18 protein-coding genes are annotated in these 19,449 nt (G+C 33.5%); 2 read left to right on the top strand and 16 right to left on the bottom strand.

Annotated elements, in window-relative coordinates:
- Positions 1-22 precede the first annotated feature (22 nt).
- The 3 genes from FYJ58_RS10310 to FYJ58_RS10300 are packed head-to-tail and all read right to left on the bottom strand — an operon-like array spanning position 23 to position 4,417.
- A complete protein-coding gene (locus FYJ58_RS10310; protein WP_154519648.1) occupies positions 23-1,942 on the bottom strand; it encodes a hypothetical protein in 1,920 nt (639 codons plus the stop codon).
- A complete protein-coding gene (locus FYJ58_RS10305; RefSeq protein ID WP_154519647.1) occupies positions 1,927-3,609 on the bottom strand; it encodes a Flp pilus assembly complex ATPase component TadA in 1,683 nt (560 codons plus the stop codon). Before FYJ58_RS10305 ends, FYJ58_RS10310 begins: the two co-directional genes overlap by 16 nt.
- Before the next feature lie 10 nt (positions 3,610-3,619).
- On the bottom strand, positions 3,620-4,417 hold the full coding sequence (locus FYJ58_RS10300) for a hypothetical protein (RefSeq protein WP_154519646.1): 798 nt from the start codon (positions 4,415-4,417) through the stop codon (positions 3,620-3,622).
- Between the two features lie 467 nt (positions 4,418-4,884).
- On the opposite strand from FYJ58_RS10300, the gene FYJ58_RS10295 reads away from it, so the two are divergent.
- Positions 4,885-5,754 carry an AraC family transcriptional regulator gene (locus tag FYJ58_RS10295; RefSeq protein WP_154519645.1) on the top strand — a complete coding sequence of 290 codons (870 nt, stop codon included), beginning with the start codon at positions 4,885-4,887 and terminating at the stop codon, positions 5,752-5,754.
- Between the two features lie 75 nt (positions 5,755-5,829).
- Here FYJ58_RS10295 and FYJ58_RS14770 read toward each other — a convergent pair whose 3' ends face one another.
- The 11 genes from FYJ58_RS14770 to FYJ58_RS10245 form a co-directional block, all read right to left on the bottom strand.
- The gene (locus FYJ58_RS14770; protein ID WP_205839227.1) at positions 5,830-5,982 is read right to left on the bottom strand and encodes a hypothetical protein; all 153 of its coding nucleotides are present in this window, start codon (positions 5,980-5,982) and stop codon (positions 5,830-5,832) included.
- Positions 5,983-6,111: 129 nt separating this feature from the next.
- Complete coding sequence (gene pyrE / locus FYJ58_RS10290; RefSeq protein ID WP_154519644.1) at positions 6,112-6,786, bottom strand: orotate phosphoribosyltransferase; 675 nt, start codon at positions 6,784-6,786, stop codon at positions 6,112-6,114.
- Between the two features lie 50 nt (positions 6,787-6,836).
- A complete protein-coding gene (locus FYJ58_RS10285) occupies positions 6,837-7,739 on the bottom strand; it encodes a dihydroorotate dehydrogenase (protein ID WP_154519643.1) in 903 nt (300 codons plus the stop codon).
- A 24-nt stretch (positions 7,740-7,763) separates the two neighbouring features.
- Positions 7,764-8,534 (bottom strand): dihydroorotate dehydrogenase electron transfer subunit, encoded by a 771-nt coding sequence (locus FYJ58_RS10280; protein WP_154519642.1) that lies wholly within the window; start codon positions 8,532-8,534, stop codon positions 7,764-7,766.
- 143 nt (positions 8,535-8,677) lie between these two features.
- Positions 8,678-9,604 (bottom strand): orotidine-5'-phosphate decarboxylase, encoded by a 927-nt coding sequence (pyrF, locus tag FYJ58_RS10275; protein ID WP_154519641.1) that lies wholly within the window; start codon positions 9,602-9,604, stop codon positions 8,678-8,680.
- A 23-nt stretch (positions 9,605-9,627) separates the two neighbouring features.
- A complete protein-coding gene (locus tag FYJ58_RS10270) occupies positions 9,628-10,917 on the bottom strand; it encodes a dihydroorotase (protein WP_328597843.1) in 1,290 nt (429 codons plus the stop codon).
- An 88-nt stretch (positions 10,918-11,005) separates the two neighbouring features.
- Positions 11,006-11,383 (bottom strand): Hpt domain-containing protein, encoded by a 378-nt coding sequence (locus FYJ58_RS10265; RefSeq protein ID WP_154519640.1) that lies wholly within the window; start codon positions 11,381-11,383, stop codon positions 11,006-11,008.
- Positions 11,384-11,471: 88 nt separating this feature from the next.
- Positions 11,472-12,230 carry a nucleoside phosphorylase gene (locus FYJ58_RS10260; protein ID WP_154519639.1) on the bottom strand — a complete coding sequence of 253 codons (759 nt, stop codon included), beginning with the start codon at positions 12,228-12,230 and terminating at the stop codon, positions 11,472-11,474.
- 288 nt (positions 12,231-12,518) lie between these two features.
- The gene (locus FYJ58_RS10255) at positions 12,519-13,232 is read right to left on the bottom strand and encodes an NUDIX domain-containing protein (protein WP_154519638.1); all 714 of its coding nucleotides are present in this window, start codon (positions 13,230-13,232) and stop codon (positions 12,519-12,521) included.
- 15 nt (positions 13,233-13,247) lie between these two features.
- Positions 13,248-13,616, bottom strand: a complete 369-nt coding sequence (locus tag FYJ58_RS10250; protein ID WP_154519681.1) for a VOC family protein — start codon at positions 13,614-13,616, stop codon at positions 13,248-13,250.
- Positions 13,617-13,798: 182 nt separating this feature from the next.
- Positions 13,799-15,190: an ATP-binding cassette domain-containing protein gene (locus FYJ58_RS10245; RefSeq protein ID WP_154519637.1), complete on the bottom strand. Its 1,392-nt coding sequence runs from the start codon at positions 15,188-15,190 to the stop codon at positions 13,799-13,801.
- Between the two features lie 49 nt (positions 15,191-15,239).
- On the opposite strand from FYJ58_RS10245, the gene FYJ58_RS10240 reads away from it, so the two are divergent.
- Positions 15,240-16,181 (top strand): exonuclease domain-containing protein, encoded by a 942-nt coding sequence (locus FYJ58_RS10240; RefSeq protein WP_154519636.1) that lies wholly within the window; start codon positions 15,240-15,242, stop codon positions 16,179-16,181.
- Between the two features lie 99 nt (positions 16,182-16,280).
- Here the strand turns inward: FYJ58_RS10240 and pflA are convergent, their stop codons facing one another.
- The gene (gene pflA, locus FYJ58_RS10235; protein WP_205839226.1) at positions 16,281-17,006 is read right to left on the bottom strand and encodes a pyruvate formate-lyase-activating protein; all 726 of its coding nucleotides are present in this window, start codon (positions 17,004-17,006) and stop codon (positions 16,281-16,283) included.
- A 5-nt stretch (positions 17,007-17,011) separates the two neighbouring features.
- A complete protein-coding gene (gene pflB / locus FYJ58_RS10230; protein ID WP_154519634.1) occupies positions 17,012-19,240 on the bottom strand; it encodes a formate C-acetyltransferase in 2,229 nt (742 codons plus the stop codon).
- Between the last annotated feature and the right edge of the window lie 209 nt (positions 19,241-19,449).

The raw sequence follows: 19,449 nt of genomic DNA, 5'->3' as shown, positions 1-19,449 counted from the left end.
TTTTATTTCCCCTTCTTTCTCTTTACACCATTGTATTCATTTGTGACATATAACCGGATAGTTTGGATAAACTTTCTAAAACAAACGGAAGAATCAAATACAATCCAATCACTAAAATCATTGGTACATATGCTACAATTTTCCCAATTGCTCCCTTATTTGATATCATTATCTCATTATCCTGCTTCCTTTTTTCCAAATAATAGTTTCTTTGGCCTGCCAGCTCATCAAACGCCTGGAAAATACCAACCCTGTCACAAGCTTCTAAGTTCTCTATAATTCGTACAAAAGGAAGAAATGGTTCCTTCTCTTTTAATTTTTTTAACGCCCCCTCATTGTCAAACGAATAATGGTCTACACATTCCATAATCGACTGTTGAAAAATCACGCTAAACATTTCTAACCATTCTAACAATATTTCTACATTCATTCTTGGAATCTCTCTCAGCATCAAAAGAATGGAATAAAACTGCATGACTTCTTCTTCCATTGACGCCAAAAGGAAAAAACCTCTTAACTCTAATAGGCATCTTGGCATAATTCCCATAAGTGCTGCAAAAAAAATTGAAATCAGCATATAATACCATCTATACCCTGTTTGTTTATATTCAAGTAATCTTCGTTCTATCTCCCGATATAACTGTTTTTGCTCTCTTTCACCTCCCTTACACGAGCTTTTTGTCATTTTCCTTTTCAATGCCTCATCCCATTGCATCAATGGAAGCTTTCTTATTTCATCTACCGTACTCTCAATTAGACTTTGATTATATTCTAAATCTTCTTTATTGATTACTGGTGATGCCCCTTTAAATTCTTTTGTGTAATGTATCAAGTTATGTTTTGTTATTAACGTTGTATGAATAAACAATAAATTTACTGCAACCATGGTTATAACAAACAATAAACTGCATTTTATTAAATATTGTTTCACAGTTAAACTTTCCATATTTCTTTTTAACATAAAGTCTAATTTATGTACTTTGTTTGGATGAGAATACATCCATTTTGTTAAAAATCGTTTTGTTATTTTTTGTTTCTCCATCCATTCAAGGAAACGATGTCGTGTTCTCAAAATTTTTCCATCTTGCCGGAGCTTGCAAATTAATATATAAAATAACATTGTTACAATAAAAATAGTTACAGATACTATAGTTCCATATTTTCCGCTATAGAACTTTTCTAATTCCGGAAGGTTGGCAATTCCCCACTTTTCAATTGGTTTTAAAAAAAATACAGGCAAAAGTTCTAATAAAATCAGTCCGGAAAATGTATATCGTATTTTATCTCTTTTTAATAGTTCCATATGGATTTCTTGCTTTAAATGATTGAGATTGGCAAGAAATAAAGAACTGTTATTTTCCATCGTATCCCCATATTGCATTGTAATCTGACAAAGTGCCACAAATGTTGTAAGATATTTGTTTGGAGCAGTGTCTTTGTATTGTTGCAACTCTTCTAAATCCTCCGCTACTAACAAATCATAAACTTTTTGCATATGAAGAGAAATTTCATATGGTGCTTCCTCTAACGAATCATAAATTGCTTCTTCAACAAGCCCACCCACATGATAATAATGTCTCACATCTCCCAAATATTTTTCCAGTTGCTTTAGCAAACGATAGTCTTCTTTATCTATATGCCATGTTACAATCTGATTGCAAATAATATATAAAAATCCTAAACCGCTAAACCATATCGTTGTCAAAGTTACTCCAAAAAAATTTAGTAAAATTATTAATATGGCAAATGAAATCACGCACTCATTTACAATATAAATTGTCTGTATTTGAACCTGAACCTCTGTTGTCGGACGTATTAAAATAAGCATTTTCTGTATATCAAAGACATATTGATTTATAATCGGACAATCCATAAGCAAAAAATATTCTTTTCTAAGCCACAATTCGATTGTTTCATTCCATCGTTTCACCTTTTGCACCACTCATAATTCCTCCATTTTCTGCTTGTCTGTTGATATTCTTCCACTTCTTCCTTATTCCAATGTTCTTTCATTCGTTTATATCCCTCTTTACTTATATCTTGAACCCATACATATTGATTTTCTTCAAATCTTATAATATCTCTTGTACAAAAAGACTTTTTAGAACCATTTTTCTGTGTATGATATACTTTTTGATACTCCTCTTTTATTGGTACAATTTCCGTAATTCGTTCAATATATCGATGTCCTTCTTTTGTCTTTTTCATATGAATATCAAAATTAATTGCTTCCACTACTTGTTCTTCTGCTATTGTTTCATTCTGAAAACCCCCCTCCATAAGAAGAGCATTTCTCATAGCTATGACTAAATTGTCTGTTGTTTTCGCATGATGTGTAAACAGCGTAAATAACGAAGCAACCTGCGACATACTAATTAACCAGCAACATACTTCATTTGTTGTCACTTCTCCCAATATACTTACTGTCCCGTCACTTTTTTTCTGAAAATCCAGACTTTCACGGCCGGAAATCGTATCTGTTTCCCGAAATGTTACAATATTTCTTCTTGGATATATTTTTCTTAGATGAAGTTCAAATGATAATTCTTGAATTCTTAGATTATAAGATGGGTGAATAAATCGAATAAAAGACATCAGCAATGTTGTTTTTCCAGAACCCTGTTCTCCGGTTATCGCAATTACCTGGCACCCTTTTATAAGCCATTTTATTACTTCAATTGGAAGATTATAATTTAAATCTGTAATTAGATTTGTAATGTCTTCTTGTAAAACCATATCAAATTTTCTTATAAAAAACACCCATGATTCACAAAACGGTGGTCTTGCAACAGCAATTCTTGCACCATCTTTTGCCTCAGCAACAAGATAGCCTTTTTGTTCAGTTAATTGTTCTGGATTGTCATAGCGATAAATATTTCTACATACCCGAATCAGCTCTTTATAACTATGAAATCCCATAAACGATAAATGAATTGATTTTCCCTTATAAAAAATCCAAATGCTGTCATAAGAAGCCGGCAATGTTTTTGTATTAAAAAAGTTGTCCAATCCAAAACCTTCCGGAATTCCTGATACTCCGGCACTAATTCCATCAATTTTCATATCTCGGATGCTATCAATAACCCCATTTCCTTTATAGCGTTCATATATTTTTTGTGATAATAATGTCAGCTGGTCATGAAAGCTTAAAATAAGTCCTCCATACCTATCATATACGTCTGTAATTTCTTCTTCTGTTATCTCATAATAATAATTGCCCTCCTTATCTTCTTTGGGCATATCCAGATTATATTCTGTAATAAACCGCTCCAATGCGAATATGTTATATTGCTTCTCATATACAAAAAGTAAAATCTGAAACTTGTCCTCAGCAGACAACAAATTAGAGTTATGAAACGGAATATAATCAAAAATATTCTCCTCATTGATTTTGCATTGTTTTATCAAAATGTCTTTTATCATATCTTTTACATACATTTTTGCCTGTTTATCTCCATATACACAAGTTCGTAAAGCCTTCCTAAGTATTTTTTTATGTTGAATCCGCTCATTTACCTGGTCATTATTCAAACCCCGCTCATACGGATTTTCTCGAAGCATTTTTGTAAACGTATCAATTACTTCATCCAATAAAATATGAATTGACATGCTATCCCTCCTATTCTTCTCTAAATCTCTCTATCATTTTGACAGCATTTTTCACCTCCCGCATAAAATAATAGTCTTCACATTTCTTATTGCACTTATATGTCTGATTTATAAAACCAATGACTCTTCCATCTGTCATGGCATCTTGAAAATGTACATTATAGGGAATTACTGCGATTTTTTCTCTTTCAATTCGGTATTTATGAAGAATATATTTAGAATTATATTTTGATTCAGGATTATAGTTCCCGATTAGATAAACAGCTTTCTTTGCTATAGAATTGTAATTATCAAAAAAATCTTCCAATATGTATGGATTCTGTGTCAAATTTACTACAACTAAATCTGCTTCCTCCAAAATGATTTTAGAACTCAAATTACCATTTACAGCAGTATCAATGTATATATCTTCTCCTTCCAGCTCTAATAGCTGAAATAAAGAATAAATTACTGTATTTAGCTCATAATCAAATATTTCCTGATTAATCTGGTTGTTCTGCGGTAAATAATAAATCGAATTATTCATGAGACTTAAAGAACTGCTCTTTACTGCATTATTCAATCCATATCCCGAATGAATCTGCCGAATCAGCTGTTCAATTCCAATCCGATAATACAAATCATATTCTCTCACCACCTCATGAAACATAGACTCATTAAGCATGCGTTCTAAGTTGTTAATATTAATATGGTTTTCCAGCAAAATACTTTTCCTTCGATTGAGTAACACTGACATTACACTAACACAGGCTAAATTGCTAGTCACCCCGCTTTTTCCATGTACATTGCTCCAAAAAGCAAGTTTCACATTGTATGCCCTCCTTTGTTCGATCAATATTTTATTTCTAAATAAAATGGATTATTTATTCGAAATACGAGAAAATTAAGATTATTTTAGATATAAAGATTATTTAGAATTATTTTAGAAAATTTGTCGTACTTCTTATTGTCAATGATACATCAACTTACATCATTTGTAAATACCCTTTTTTATTTTTTTATAAAAATGAAAAAACAACCAGAAATTGTATGAAGAAATTGAATTATAAAATGAATATTTTGGTAGAGGTATTTTGCATTTTATAAAATTTCATTCTTTCTAGTTGTTTTCGTGTCTAATTTATTATCAATTCTTGATGGTGTTTTTATTTTATCAAGCATTATACGATATTAAAATAAAAATATTGCTCTTTATATTGCAAATAATGCTCTTTTCATGTATGATAAAAAAGCTTCTTTTCGTCAACTTGTTATCGAAAGAAAGGACACAACAGAATGAGCCTATATGAAAAAAAAGGATATCTAAACGAAGATTTTCAATTGTTCCACCTAATCGACCAATCAGTAAAAGAATTTGAATTACATTACCATGAATTTGATAAAATTCTTTTATTTTTAAAAGGTGATGTTTCTTACCAGATTGAAGGAAAATCCTATGATTTAAAACCATATGATATTGTCTTAGTAAATCATGGAGAATTACACCGACCCATTATTCAGAGCAACCAGCCTTATGAGCGGATTATTATATATATATCATCAAAATTTATGAATGATTACAAAACGGATTCTTATAACCTTTTAAACTGTTTTGAAAAAGCAAAATCAGAACATGCTAACGTTTTAAGACTCTTTTCTATGGAACACAGTAAGCTTTATCTTGCAACAAAAGACCTAGAATCCAGCTTTCAAGACAATGGCTATGCAGCATCACTTAGAAAAAATATTCTGTTTCTTGAATTTATGATCCAGCTAAACCGGTCAGTTTTGACCAATTCGCTTGAATATATAGAAACCTGCTCAAAAAACCCGAAAATCCAAGATATAATTGATTATATTAACTTACATTTAACCTCCCAGGACTTAACAATTGATACACTTTCTTCCCTGTTTTTTATGAGTAAGTACCATATGATGCGACAATTTAAACAAGATACCGGCTATACAATTAATAACTATATTCTTCAAAAGCGCTTGCAATTAGCAAAAGAATTACTTAAAACTGCTGTTCCGCTTACCCAGCTATGTTATGACTGTGGCTTTAAAGACTACTCTACTTTTTCAAGAGCTTACAAAAAACAATTTCATGAATCTCCAAGAAAAACCCGGCAAAATTTAAAATTATCGAATGAATCGAAAGAATAAATCAAAGTAAGGCTGTTACAGAATGAAAAACTCATTTTGTAACAGCCTCATATCACTTCTTCTTCGTTTTTTCTACTAGAACAACACTTCTGATTTTCGTTTTAGCAGTTTTGCACCATTTACAATAATGTAAGTTCCTGTAGCAATTCCAACTACCATAACTACAATCCCAATTACCAGATTCCCAATCCCTGCCGATTTCATCGTACGATATACTTTTTCTCCCATATTATAACCTCCAAGTATAATAATGATATAGTCCCAGTGACTATATAGTTAATAAAAATCACTGTTATGAATATATTTTATCAAAACAGCAAAAGAGATTTATTCACAGGCTCTTTAACCGAACAGTCATTATTTCACACCATACTGCTCATAATACGAATCAATTGCCGCCTTTAATGTATCATCAATTATAATTTTTCCTTTATACTCACGATTATACAAATGCTCAATTACTTCTTCCATTGTAACAATTGCAGTCGTTTTTATCTGATATTTTTCTTCAATTTCATTTAGTGCACTCTTCGTACCTTGCCCACGTTCCATTCGATCCACTGAAACAACTAAACCTAAAATATCTACATTTCCTTGTGCTTTTATGATTGGAAGTGTTTCCTGCATGGAAGTACCAGCAGTTGTAACATCCTCAATTACTACTACCCTATCATTGTCTTGTATCGGACTTCCAAGTAAAATTCCCTTATCCCCGTGATCTTTTACTTCTTTTCTATTTGAACAATATTTAATTTCTTTTCCATACATTTCACTCATTGCCATGGAAGTTGCCACGCTCAAAGGAATTCCTTTATATGCCGGTCCAAATAATACATCGAAGTCTGTTCCATATTTTTCATTAATTGCCTTCGCATAATATCCTCCAAGCTTTCGAAGCTGGGTTCCTGTACGATAAAATCCTGTGTTTACGAAAAATGGAGTTTTTCTTCCACTTTTTGTAACAAAGTCTCCAAATTTTAATACTTCACAATCCACCATAAATTCAATAAATTCCTGTTTGTACTGTTCCATTTTAGCTTAAAACCTCCTACTTAAATTTCATGCTTTTTTTATATTAATAATTATTTCACACACCCAATCAGCTCATTAATATCTTCAATTCCATTCTTACTCATATATTCTTCCAATCCATCTACAATATCTACCGTAGCCATTGGATTTGTAAAGTTCGCTGTTCCAACTGCGACTGCACTTGCTCCTGCCATTATAAATTCCAATGCATCCTCTTCGTTTATAATTCCTCCCATACCAATAATAGGAAGATTTACTGCATTTGCAACCTGATATACCATTCGTACCGCAACCGGTTTAATTGCAGGACCTGAAAGCCCTCCTGTCTTATTGGCAAGTACAAAAGCACGCTTATTTACATCAATTTTCATACCTGTCAATGTATTAATAAGAGAAAGTGCATCTGCTCCTCCTGCCTCTGCTGCCTTTGCCATTTCAGTAATATCGGTCACATTCGGACTTAATTTCATAATAACTGGCTGTCTTGCTATTCTTTTTAATTCATTTGTTATTTTCTCAACAGCCTTTGGATTCTGACCAAATGCAATTCCTCCTTCTTTTACATTTGGACATGATATATTGATTTCTAATAAATCCACATCACAATCCGCAAGACGTTCTACAACTTCACAATAATCCTCTGTCGTCCTTCCACAGACATTTACAACAATTTTTGTATCATATTGTTTTAAAAACGGAATATCACGCTCTAAAAACAGGTCAATCCCGGGATTCTGAAGACCTACTGCATTTAACATTCCTCCATAAGTTTCTGCAATTCTTGGTGTAGGATTTCCCTGCCATGGTATATTAGCAACCCCTTTTGTCACAACAGCTCCCAGACGATTTAAATCGACAAATTCACTATATTCCACACCTGAACCAAACGTTCCAGAAGCAGTCATAACCGGATTTTTTAATGTAACTCCTGCAATATCTACTGACATATTCATGCTGTTTTCATTCCTTTCCCTTCTTTATAATTCAATATCGTCGATGTAAAATACCGGACCATCTTTGCAAATTCTTGTATTTTTTACATTGGTATGATGATCCTTTTCTTTCTTTCCACATACACATGCTAAGCATGCTCCGATTCCACATGCCATTCTTTCCTCCATGCTAATCTGAGCTTTTATTTCATGAGAAATGGCGTATTCTTTAACTCCACGAAGCATTGGCGCAGGTCCGCAGGCAAAAATAATATCTGCATTCAAATCATTCCCTTTGATTGCATCAATTACATTTCCCTTTGTCCCAATCGAGCCGTCTTCTGTTGCTACATACACGGTTCCATATGGTTCAAATTCTTCTTTTAAAAAGGTGTCACTGTCACGGTATCCCAGTACAATCTGTTTTTCACATGAAAGTTCCTTTGCAAGCTCTAACATAGGTGGAATTCCAATACCGCCACCAATTAAAATAGCCTTCGTTCCCTCTAAAGTAAATCCATTTCCAAGCGGTCCCATCACGTCAATAAAATCACCTGGTTTCATTTTTGCAAATTCTTCTGTCCCTTTTCCTGCTACACGAAATACAAGGCGAACCATTCCTTTCTCCTTATCTATTTCGCAAATACTAATTGGACGTGGCAGTAATCGGCTTCCATCTCTACAGTATAATGATACAAATTGACCTGCTGTTGCTTCAAATGTGATTTCTCTGTCTTCCAGCCATATACTAAAAATCCCTGCACCAATTTGTTCCATCTTTTCAATTTTAACAATCTTTTTGTACTTTTTGGACATGTCAATCTCTCCTCATTCTTTTTTCTGAGCAAATCTGATAAACGAATTTCTCTTATTTTACAAAACTATTAAAGCTTGTCCTGCTATTTATTTTCATAGGAAAAGATGCCCCACTAACACTAGTATAAGACATCTTCTCTGATTTAATGGGACACTAATACCCGATTAATATCTTCTCTCATATCAATAACTGCCTGTCGGGAAGCATCTGCATAAGATGTTTCACCATACTTTGCATATTCTGGTTTCTTATATGCAGCAATGATACCTCTGGAAGAATTTATAATCGCTCCAAGTCCGTCTTTATTAAAATATGGTGCAAGATCTTCGGCCTTGCCCCCCTGCGCACCATAGCCGGGAACTAATATATATTGCTTTGGCATAATCTCACGTAAAGCTTTTCCCATTTCCGGGTAAGTCGCACCAATAACACAGCCAACATAGCTGTAGGAATCTCCCATACATTCTTCTCCCCATTTTGCAACCTTTCTGGCTACTAATTCATAAAGTGGTTTTCCATCAACCAATTGATCTTGAAATTCGCCACTTGATGGATTCGAAGTTTTAACTAAAATAAAAATTCCTCTTTTTTCTTCCTTGCATACGTCTAAATATGGTTTAATTCCATCAATTCCAAAATAAGGATTTACTGTCATAAAATCTTCCGCAAAAGGAACGTAAGAGTTATTACCGATTTTAATTTTTCCAATATGTGCAGTCGCATAGGCAGTAGAAGTAGAGCCAATATCTCCACGTTTCACATCGCCAATTACTACAAGATCTTTTTCCTTACAATAATCCACGGTCTTCTTAAAAGCCTCAAGACCCGGAATACCGAACTGTTCATACATTGCAATCTGTGGCTTTACAGCTGGTACCAAATCATAAATCGCATCAATGATTCCTTTATTATACTGCCAGATCGCCTCCGCTGCTCCCTCTAATGTTTCCCCATATTGTTCCCAGGCTTTCTTTTGTAAGAACTCTGGTACATACGAAAGCATTGGATCTAGTCCTACTACAATCGGAGCCTTATTTTCTTCAATTTTTTTAACGAGCTTATTTATCATTGTTATCCTATTTCCTTTCTAATCTAAATTAAATTCTGTCCTTCCTTATATACGACTGTTCCGGATACCATTGTCATTACTACCTTTCCTGTTACTTCTCTATTGTGAAATGGTGTATTTTTTCCTTTCGAAGCAAATTGAGAGGAATCAATCACATATGTCCTGTCCGGATCGGCAATTGTAATATCTGCCATCTTTCCAACTGCCAGTGAGCCTTTATTAATACCAAGAATTCTTGCAGGATTATAACTCATTTTTTCTACCATCTCATAAGGTGTTAAATATCCTCCCTTTACCAGCTCTGACATAGTAAGTGCAAATGCCGTTTCCAGACCAACAATTCCAAATGGTGCATCTTTTATTGATTTTTCCTTTTCTTCCAAACTATGAGGTGCATGGTCAGTCGCAATCACATCCATAATTCCATCACGCAACCCTATTTTCAATGCTTCCCGATCTGTCTTCGTACGAAGTGGCGGATTCATCTTATAATTGCTGTCATCTTCGAAAATGTCATCTTCCGTTAATGTAAAATGATGCGGACACACTTCTGCACTTACTAAAAGTCCCATTTCTTTTGCCATTTTAACTAAACGAACGCTATCTTCTGTCGAACAATGACAAAGATGTAATTTTACGCCTGACGCTTTTGCAAGGAAAATGTCTCTCGCCGCAATAATATCCTCTACTGCATTCGAAATACCTTCAAGACACAGCTCTTCTGCTTTCTTTCCCTGATTTAAAACACCATTTCCTACCAGATGCTTATCTTCACAGTGAGCTAAAATAACCATATCTTCACCGGCAGCAAGCTTCATACCCTGAAAATACAATGAGGTATCCATAACTGACTTTCCATCTTCGCTTAATGCCTTTGCACCGGCCTGCTTCATTCCTTTTATGTCTGCCAGCTTAATACCTTTTTGTCCATCTGTCACAGCACCGACCGGAACAATATGAACAATGGATTCTTCTTTTTCCTTTTTCATTAAAAATTCAACCATTTCTTTGGAATCAATACATGGATTGGTATTCGGCATTGGACAAATCGTCGTATATCCACCTCTGGCAGCTGCCTTTGCACCAGTTTCTATCGTCTCCTTATATTCAAATCCGGGTTCTCTTAAATGTACATGTAAATCAATAAATCCAGGCATAACAAAAAGACCCTCAGCATCAATTACGTTATCTGCCTCATCCATTAGATTCGGCTCGACTTTAATAATCGTTTCATTTTCAATCAAAATGTCGTATCTTCCATCCTTTTTTGTTGCCGGGTCAATCACTCTTCCATTTTTTATTAATATCCTCACGTTTTAACCTTCCTTTTTCATATCATTCCAGAATCTACTCGTTACACTGTTAAAAACTAATTCTTCCAATATAAAATTCCTTAGTTCTTTATTCTTCTGTAATAATCTGATAAATCTCGTTATAGTTCTCTTCTACTTTCTCAAAATTTTTCCATATTTTCTCCTCAAGTTCTTTCTCTGTCTTTATATCATCTCCACATCTTAATTTTTCAACCAACATATTTACTTCCTCATAAAGAGGTGTCAAACCAAGATTGCCGGCTACCCCTTTTAGCGTATGCGCATATTTGAAAGCTTCTTCATACTCTCTCACTTCTAATGAGTTTTTTAATCCGGCAAAATTTTGATCTTGTATAAACTTATGTAAAAAGCGAATATATAAGTCTTCTCTCTGCATAAAACGTTTTAACGTACTTTCTACATCAATACCCATGTTTTGTAACTTCTCTAATATAACTTCTTCCATTCTGATACCTCTTACCTGGCTTCGCCATTTTTTTATATTGTAACAGTAATTCTATGATTTTTCTACTTCTTTTTTGTCAAAGTACTTACTAATAACACAAAATAGCTTCCAATGCAAGCTGTAACGCCTGAGAAAAAACAGAATATCCCCAATCCCTTGCATCATGTTTCCCATCTGCCAATGTATCCGCGGTAAATAAAATTTGCCCAAAACAAATTCCTCGAAATTCCGCTACCGCTGCCAATGCAGAACATTCCATATCTACTACAATACATTCTTCTTTTTTTCTCTTTACTACCATATCAGTAGTTTCCCTAAAAAATCCATCGGTTGTCCATACTTTTCCATACCGGAAATGAATATCATTTTTTTTCATCATAAACGAAATCGCATCGACTGCTTTTTTATTTAATTCGATTTCTCTTCCTGCTTCTATATAATGATACGATGTTCCTTCATCTCTCACTGCCCTCGTTGGAATAATAAACGCATGCTCTTCTAACTCTACTAATGCACCACAGGTTCCGCATGCAATTATCTGCTCTACCCCATTTGCAATTAAATATTCCATAACCGATACTGCAGCAGGTGCGCCCAATGGAGCTTGACAAATACAAACTTCTTCCCCCTTATAGTTTATTTTATAAACCACAAAGGTTTTCATAATCGTAACAAATTCTCCAATTTTCTCTCCCCCATGCGATAAAGCATAGCGTTCCGTTTCATCTTCTAAAAACAAAAATGCTGCCTTTTTCGGGAATGGCTTACTCTCTTTTTCCGGCATTAATAATGCCTCTTTCTTTGTGTCCCTTTCCAAAATTGGTAATTGATATTCTATTATGCTCATATGTACACTCCTTCACATTTTTTATTTAAAACCTCTTCTCGTAATCACAAATAAAGAAATTTTCTTACATTTTCTTTTCTTTTTGCAAAGTTTTTACCATTTTCATCGTATTAAGAAATATTTTTTCATTTTTTTGCATTTTTCTCTTTACTTTTTACTAATTTTGTAGTTTAATATTAGTAGAGAATCAAAAAACATTTTATTCCCCAAAATGTTAATACCTAATTCTCTTTATAACCCCTCTCTAAAAGAGAAGAGCTGTTTCCCCTCAATCACAGCTCTTCTTTTTTACATACTTTTTCTTAAATATAAAATGGCTTGTACCAAAAATCTCGCATGGTCAAATGCAATTCCATTATTTTCCGCAACATAGTAACTTGTTTCTTTAATAATAGAGTCTTTGTTCTCTTCCACATCTACATAGGCAGTTAAATCTACCTGTTTATCTTCATTATATACATGGACTTTATAGCGATTTTTAAGTTTTTTTAAGCCTCTTTGTTCTACTTCTTCTTGCTTTTCGTGTTTTATTTCTAAACTTAACCAGGCAGCATCGGATGCATCATCGTCTGCCTTTATTTCTGCCACTGACTCATCGACAATTGCAAGATAAGCAACTGTAATCACCCGATATCTGGGATCTCTGCACTCCTCTCCCCATGTTCTTAGTTGTTCCATAGGAATATTAGAAAGATGTGTTTCTTCTTCTAATTCACGCTTTGCAGCAGCTTCCACATCTTCTCTGATATTTACAAAGCCACCTGGAAGTGCCCAAGTTCCAATACATGGATGATTTTTTCTTTTTACCATCAAAACTTTAAAATCATTTTCCGGATTTTTAATCGTTCCGTTATGCTTCAATACAATAATATCCGTTGTTACACTTGGATTTTCATAATCTCCGGGATGATAGTTTTCTAAAAAACAAGGCAAGTCAAGTCCCTGCTCATTTTTTTCCCCTGTCCCATAAAAGGAACTATAATCTGCTAAAAACGAAGGCATCCTAATCTCTCCTTTTTATTTTGTCGGTATAATCTCAATCCAATATCCATCCGGATCACTAATAAAATAAATACCCATTGTCTTATTTTCAAAACAAATGCAACCCATTTGACTGTGTTTTTCATGAGCAGCTTCCATATCATCTGTCTCAAATGCCAAATGAAATTCATTATCACCAAGATTATATGGACGTTCCCAATCTCTAAGCCAGGTAAGCTCTAATGCATGGCTTGTTGAATCATCACCTAAAAAAACAAGAATAAAACTTCCATCCGCAGCTTCTTTTCTTCTAATTTCTTTTAAGCCTAGCGCTTCTTTATAAAAAGCAATTGACTTTTCTAAATCAATAACATTTATATTGTTATGATTAAATGCAAACTTCATATCATTTACCATCATAGCCATTCTCCCGCTTCTTACTCACAAAAGGCTATCTGTATCCTTTCTTTTTTCCTAATTTTATCATATGAAAAAATAGAATACAATAAAAAACGACAAATGCTTTTTATAACCTCTGTATTCTAATCAAAACTTTGCTTTTCATCATTCTTATTTTTTATTTCGTATCACCTTATTTCTCTGATTGTTCCATGTTCTACTCTTATTATCATATCATATTTATTCAAAAGCTCTTTCGTATAATTATGAAGAACATGTATTACTGTCAAATCCGTTTGCGATAAAATATAATCTTGAATTTTCTCTGCCATTTCACGATTTAAATTTGAAGTTCCCTCATCCATAATTAAAATCGGTTTATGTTTTAGCAATTCACGAATAATACCAATTCTTTGTTTTTCACCGCCTGATAAATTCGTAGAATTCTCATCTATCATTATGTCTTCCATATTCTGTTCATTCTGAACAAATTTAGATAATTCAAATTTTCTGATAAGCTCTTTCGCCTCTTCAACCCGCTCTGACTGCTTTAGCAAAAGATTAAATTGCAATGTATCACAAAATAAGTGAATGTCTTGAGGAACATACCCTATCATGTTATACAAAGCCTCTTCCTTTATCTCTTTTAGCTCTACATCGTCAAATTGAATTCTCCCTTCTGAATAAGAAAATTTCTTTAATAGCAAATTAATAATCGTTGATTTTCCTGAAGCAGAATCTCCAATTATTGCATATTTTTTGTTCCTCTCTAGTTTTAAATCAATAGAATTCAGTATTCGCGTTTTCCCATCATAGGAATATCCCACCTGTTCCCATATAATTTTATCAAATTCTTTTATTTCTATTTCTCCCTTATCCCATCTACCTTTATCAGCTAAAATTTCACCTAATTTATTTACAACCGGCTTTACTGTTGTAAACTCACTAATTTGAAACGAAAGCTCTGAAATATTTTGAAAGACACCTGAATACAATTGTAAAATTGCAACCAGACTTCCTATCGTAATCTTATTCTGAATCACAAAATATGCTCCACATACCAAAATTGTTATAATTGCACCTATCGATAAAATTTTTAAACTACTATTTAAAATATTGCTAATTAACAAATATTTATATTTTTTCTTTTCCGTTTCTTCATTTACTATATTAAATTTTTCTAAAATTATATTTTGAAGATTTGATATTTTAATATATTCAAATCCCTTAAAATAGTCGGTTAGATTTCCATTCATCTTTTCATAGGAATTTAACAGTGTTTTCCGTTTAATTTCAATACTTGATGAAAATAAAATCGGAAATGCCAATACAAACAATCCAATAAAAATCACTATAATTGTTAAATAAAAGTTTAAATAAAGTGCAACAAGAACCTGTAAGATAATTCCCAAAATATTGGAATAAATTTGGAATAAATTCACAAAATAATCCTGTTCTACCATATCAATATCATTATTAAAAATAGAAACATATTCTCCAATCTTTTTTTCTCTAAAGCTCTTTAAATCTCTATCTAAAATACACGCAAAATTATTTTTTTCTTGCTTTCCCCTTCCCATACTGCTAAAATAAAATTTATCTAATTTTGTATATGAGGTGATTTTTATTATGATACATCCACAATCACAGAAACGTTACGATTTTCCAAATGATTATACTGTTATTGACTTAGAAATGACCGGGCTGTCACTTGAAAATGATTATATTATTGAACTTGCAGGTCTTAAAATAAAAAATAATACAATAATTGATACATTTGAAACACTAATTAAACCACCCATTTCTAACTTATCCCCGCATGTTATTTCTTTAACAGGCATTACAGACACTATGCTTGAAACTGCTCCTTCTTTTTCAGAAAGTATTTCTTCTTTTCTACTCTTTCTTGGGGATGTTCCAATTGTTGGTCACAATGTTATATCTGATCTTTCCTTTTTAAATAAAGAACTAAATGAGGCTAATTTGCCAATTTTAACAAATGATTATATTGATACACTGACAATTTCCAGAAAGCTATTTCCAGAATTTATTCACCATAAATTATTAGATATGGCTTCTTACTATGAAATTGATTTATCTGGAGCACATCGTGCATTAACCGATTGTTATATCACCAATTCCTGTTTTTTGAAACTGAAACAGACAATGCTTGCCTCTTTTCCTACTGTCAAAGATTATCTTTTCAGTTTTACTAATACCGGAAGGAGATTAAAAGCCGAATCCATTTTTCCATCTGCCGAACCGAATGGAAATTTTCCCAATGATATTTGGCAAAAAACATTTATTTTTACCGGTATTTTAAAAACAATGTCCAGAAGAGAAGCAATGCTTAAAGTTGTCAATCTGGGGGGACTTCTTTCAGATAAATTAAATTCTTCTGTCGATTACCTCGTTGCCGGAATCGGAGAAGAAGAAATTCTTGTCGCAGAAGGCGGCATATCCAGAAAATTAGAAAAAGCAATCAAACTACAGCAGAAAGGTCACCCTATCAAAATCCTATCAGAAGAAGAATTTACAATTCTTCTTAATAAAAATCATAATCTGCAATAATTTTTATTTAATAGTTCCACCTAAAAAATGTCTTCCAAATGTATTTCATAATTTTTATACATTGGAAGACATTTCTATTCTTTTTCTTGTTTCAATACGCTATTCGATTTCTTTTCCTGAAAGTTTTAATAACTCAATCACTCGATTGATTAACTCCTTTGATGGCGGTTCTGTGTCTGCCAGCTGATAATTATAACCAAGTTCTTTCCACTTAAACTCACCCATCTTGTGAAAAGGAAGTAACTCAATTCGTTCTACATTTTCATATCCTTTTAAATATTTGGCCATACTTTTAATTGTATCCAAATTATCTGTAAGTCCCGGAACTAAAACATAACGAATCCATGTTTTTATTCCTTTTTCTTTCAAATAATCCAAAAATTGTAATGTTGGCTTAAGTGGAACTCCTGTTACTGTTTTATATACCTCTGGGTCAAAATTTTTCATATCCAAAAGAACTAAGTCCGTAACCTCAAGTAATTCTTTCACTGTCTGATTGAATATAAATCCTGATGTATCAATTGCAGTAGAAATCTCTTCTTTTTTACAAAGGGTACATACCTCTCGTAAAAACTCAGCCTGCAATAACGGCTCTCCTCCTGTGAAGGTCACACCTCCGCCAGAAAATTTCATATACGATTTATATTTTTTAATTTCTTTCACCAACGCTTCCGGTGTATAGACAGTCCCACCTTTTGTGTCCCATGTATCTGCATTGTGACAATACTGACATCGCAGTGGACACCCTTGTAAAAATGTGACAAAACGAATCCCTGGTCCGTCAACGGTACCGCAACTTTCCAGACTATGAATTCTTCCTTCCATTGACATTAATCCCTTTCATGGAATGTTCGATTAATAACATCCAATTGTTGTTCTCTACTTAATTTAATAAAGTTTACTGCATAACCTGATACACGAATTGTAAGCTGTGGATATTTTTCCGGATGATCCATTGCATCTAATAATGTTTCACGGTCAAATACATTGACATTAATATGATGTCCTTTATCGTGGAAATATCCATCTAATAATGCAGCTAAATGTTCAACTCTCTCATCCTCTGTCTTTCCTAATGCTTTTGGTACAATAGAGAATGTATAAGAAATTCCATCTTCTGCATCCTTATATTTCAATTTTGCCACAGAAGACATAGATGCCAAGGCACCGCTCTTATCTCTTCCGTGCATTGGGTTTGCACCTGGTGCAAATGGTTCTCCACCTTTTCTTCCATCTGGTGTACTTCCTGTTTTCTTACCATATACAACATTTGATGTAATTGTAAGAATGGATAACGTAGGTTTTGCATTACGATATGTTTTTACCTTACGAAGTTTATTAATAAAGGTATGAACTAAATCAACTGCCATTTCATCTACACGTTCATCGTTGTTTCCGAATGCAGGATAATCACCTTCTACTTCATAATCCACTGCTAATCCCTCTTCGTTACGGATTACTTTTACTTTCGCATATTTAATTGCAGATAAAGAATCGGCAACTACAGAAAGTCCGGCAATACCACATGCTTCTGTACGGAATACATCAACATCATGAAGTGCCATCTGAAGTCTTTCATAGCAGTATTTATCGTGCATGTTATGAATTACATTTAATGTATTGATATAAAGTACAGATAACCAATCCATAACCTGGTCAAAGCGTGCCATTACCTCATCATAATCTAAGTAATCACTTGTAATTGGAGCAAATGCAGGTCCTACCTGTTCTCCGGATTTTTCATCTTTACCACCATTAATTGCATAAAGAAGTGCTTTTGCAAGATTTGCTCTCGCTCCAAAGAACTGCATTTGTTTACCAATACGCATTGCAGATACACAGCATGCGATTCCATAGTCATCACCCCATACATCACGCATTACATCGTCATTCTCATATTGAATTGAACTTGTATCAATTGATACCTTAGAGCAGAATGTTTTAAATGCCTTTGGAAGGTTATTGGACCAAAGTACAGTCAGGTTTGGTTCCGGAGCCGGTCCTAAATTGTATAGTGTGTGTAAAATACGGAAGCTATTTTTTGTAACTAAAGTTCTTCCGTCCATACCCATACCACCAATAGATTCTGTTACCCATGTAGGATCTCCTGAGAATAATTCATTATATGCCGGTGTACGAAGGAAACGAACCATACGAAGCTTCATAACAAATTGGTCAATTAACTCCTGTGCTTCCTCTTCTGTAATCACTCCGTTCTTTAAATCACGTTCAAAGTAAATATCAAGGAATGTGGATACACGTCCAAGACTCATTGCTGCTCCATCTTGTTCTTTGATTGCTCCAAGATAACCAAAATAGGTCCATTGAACTGCTTCTTTTGCATTTTTAGCAGGTTGGGAAATATCGCAGCCATAAGATAATGCCATTTCTTTTAACTGCTTTAAGGCTTTAATCTGCTCCGATAACTCTTCTCTCAGACGAATGTCTGGTGTTTCCATAACATCACGTTCTAACAACTTCTTTTGCTCTAAACGTTCTTCAATTAAATAATCTACACCATATAAAGCAACTCGACGGTAATCACCAATGATTCTTCCTCGTCCATAAGCATCTGGAAGTCCTGTGATAATTCCAGAATGTCTTGCCTTTCTCATTGCTTCTGTATACACATCAAATACACCATCATTATGTGTTTTTCTATTATTTGTATAAATACTTTCTGTTGTTTTATCTAATTCATATCCATATGCAGACAGTGCATTTTTCACAACACGGATACCACCGTTTGGCATAATTCCACGTTTTAATGGTTTATCTGTCTGGAATCCAACAATAACTTCTTTTTCTTTATCTATATAAGCAGGACCGAATGTAGTAATTGTAGAAGGATGTAATGTTTCAGCATCTAAAATCCCTCTTTCATTTTCTTCTTTCATAAGCTTTAATGCTTCGTCCCATAATTCTTTTGTACGTTCTGTAGGACCAGCTAAGAATGAATCATCGCCCTCATAAGGAGTATAATTGTGCTGAATAAAACTTCTTACATTAATATCGCTTGTCCAGCTCCCTGGTTCAAAATCATACCATTCTGTTCTCATTTTCTCTTCCTTTCTTATCTCGTCTTCACTTTGATTGTTGCCTTTTTAGGATATGTGGAAGTTGCCATTTTGTCAAGCTATTTTGCCTTTTCAAACCATGTAAAATAAAGCAATTCTGCCCTTTTTACAACTTGCATTTTTTTTTATTTTACGAATCGAATGTCAAAGAATAAATATACATTCGTCAACATGCCAATTCTTCATTGCTT

It is taken from the genome of Velocimicrobium porci (genome assembly GCF_009696045.1).
Classification (GTDB): domain Bacteria; phylum Bacillota; class Clostridia; order Lachnospirales; family Lachnospiraceae; genus Velocimicrobium; species Velocimicrobium porci.
This window is presented reverse-complemented; position numbering and strand designations above follow the sequence as displayed.

What these genes read in the sequence shown, in the direction of transcription:
- FYJ58_RS10255 (WP_154519638.1), bottom strand. Translation starts at nt 13,232, where the DNA reads ATGCCTTCGTTTTTAGCAGATTATAGTTCCTTTTATGGGACAGGGGAA.
- FYJ58_RS10305 (WP_154519647.1), bottom strand. Translation starts at nt 3,609, where the DNA reads ATGTCAATTCATATTTTATTGGATGAAGTAATTGATACGTTTACAAAA.
- FYJ58_RS10250 (WP_154519681.1), bottom strand. Translation starts at nt 13,616, where the DNA reads ATGAAGTTTGCATTTAATCATAACAATATAAATGTTATTGATTTAGAA.
- pflA (WP_205839226.1), bottom strand. Translation starts at nt 17,006, where the DNA reads ATGGAAGGAAGAATTCATAGTCTGGAAAGTTGCGGTACCGTTGACGGA.
- FYJ58_RS10260 (WP_154519639.1), bottom strand. Translation starts at nt 12,230, where the DNA reads ATGAGCATAATAGAATATCAATTACCAATTTTGGAAAGGGACACAAAG.
- pyrF (WP_154519641.1), bottom strand. Translation starts at nt 9,604, where the DNA reads ATGATAAATAAGCTCGTTAAAAAAATTGAAGAAAATAAGGCTCCGATT.
- pyrE (WP_154519644.1), bottom strand. Translation starts at nt 6,786, where the DNA reads ATGGAACAGTACAAACAGGAATTTATTGAATTTATGGTGGATTGTGAA.
- FYJ58_RS10295 (WP_154519645.1), top strand. Translation starts at nt 4,885, where the DNA reads ATGAGCCTATATGAAAAAAAAGGATATCTAAACGAAGATTTTCAATTG.
- pflB (WP_154519634.1), bottom strand. Translation starts at nt 19,240, where the DNA reads ATGAGAACAGAATGGTATGATTTTGAACCAGGGAGCTGGACAAGCGAT.
- FYJ58_RS10265 (WP_154519640.1), bottom strand. Translation starts at nt 11,383, where the DNA reads ATGGAAGAAGTTATATTAGAGAAGTTACAAAACATGGGTATTGATGTA.
- FYJ58_RS10280 (WP_154519642.1), bottom strand. Translation starts at nt 8,534, where the DNA reads ATGTCCAAAAAGTACAAAAAGATTGTTAAAATTGAAAAGATGGAACAA.
- FYJ58_RS10245 (WP_154519637.1), bottom strand. Translation starts at nt 15,190, where the DNA reads ATGGGAAGGGGAAAGCAAGAAAAAAATAATTTTGCGTGTATTTTAGAT.
- FYJ58_RS14770 (WP_205839227.1), bottom strand. Translation starts at nt 5,982, where the DNA reads ATGGGAGAAAAAGTATATCGTACGATGAAATCGGCAGGGATTGGGAAT.
- FYJ58_RS10240 (WP_154519636.1), top strand. Translation starts at nt 15,240, where the DNA reads ATGATACATCCACAATCACAGAAACGTTACGATTTTCCAAATGATTAT.
- FYJ58_RS10285 (WP_154519643.1), bottom strand. Translation starts at nt 7,739, where the DNA reads ATGAATATGTCAGTAGATATTGCAGGAGTTACATTAAAAAATCCGGTT.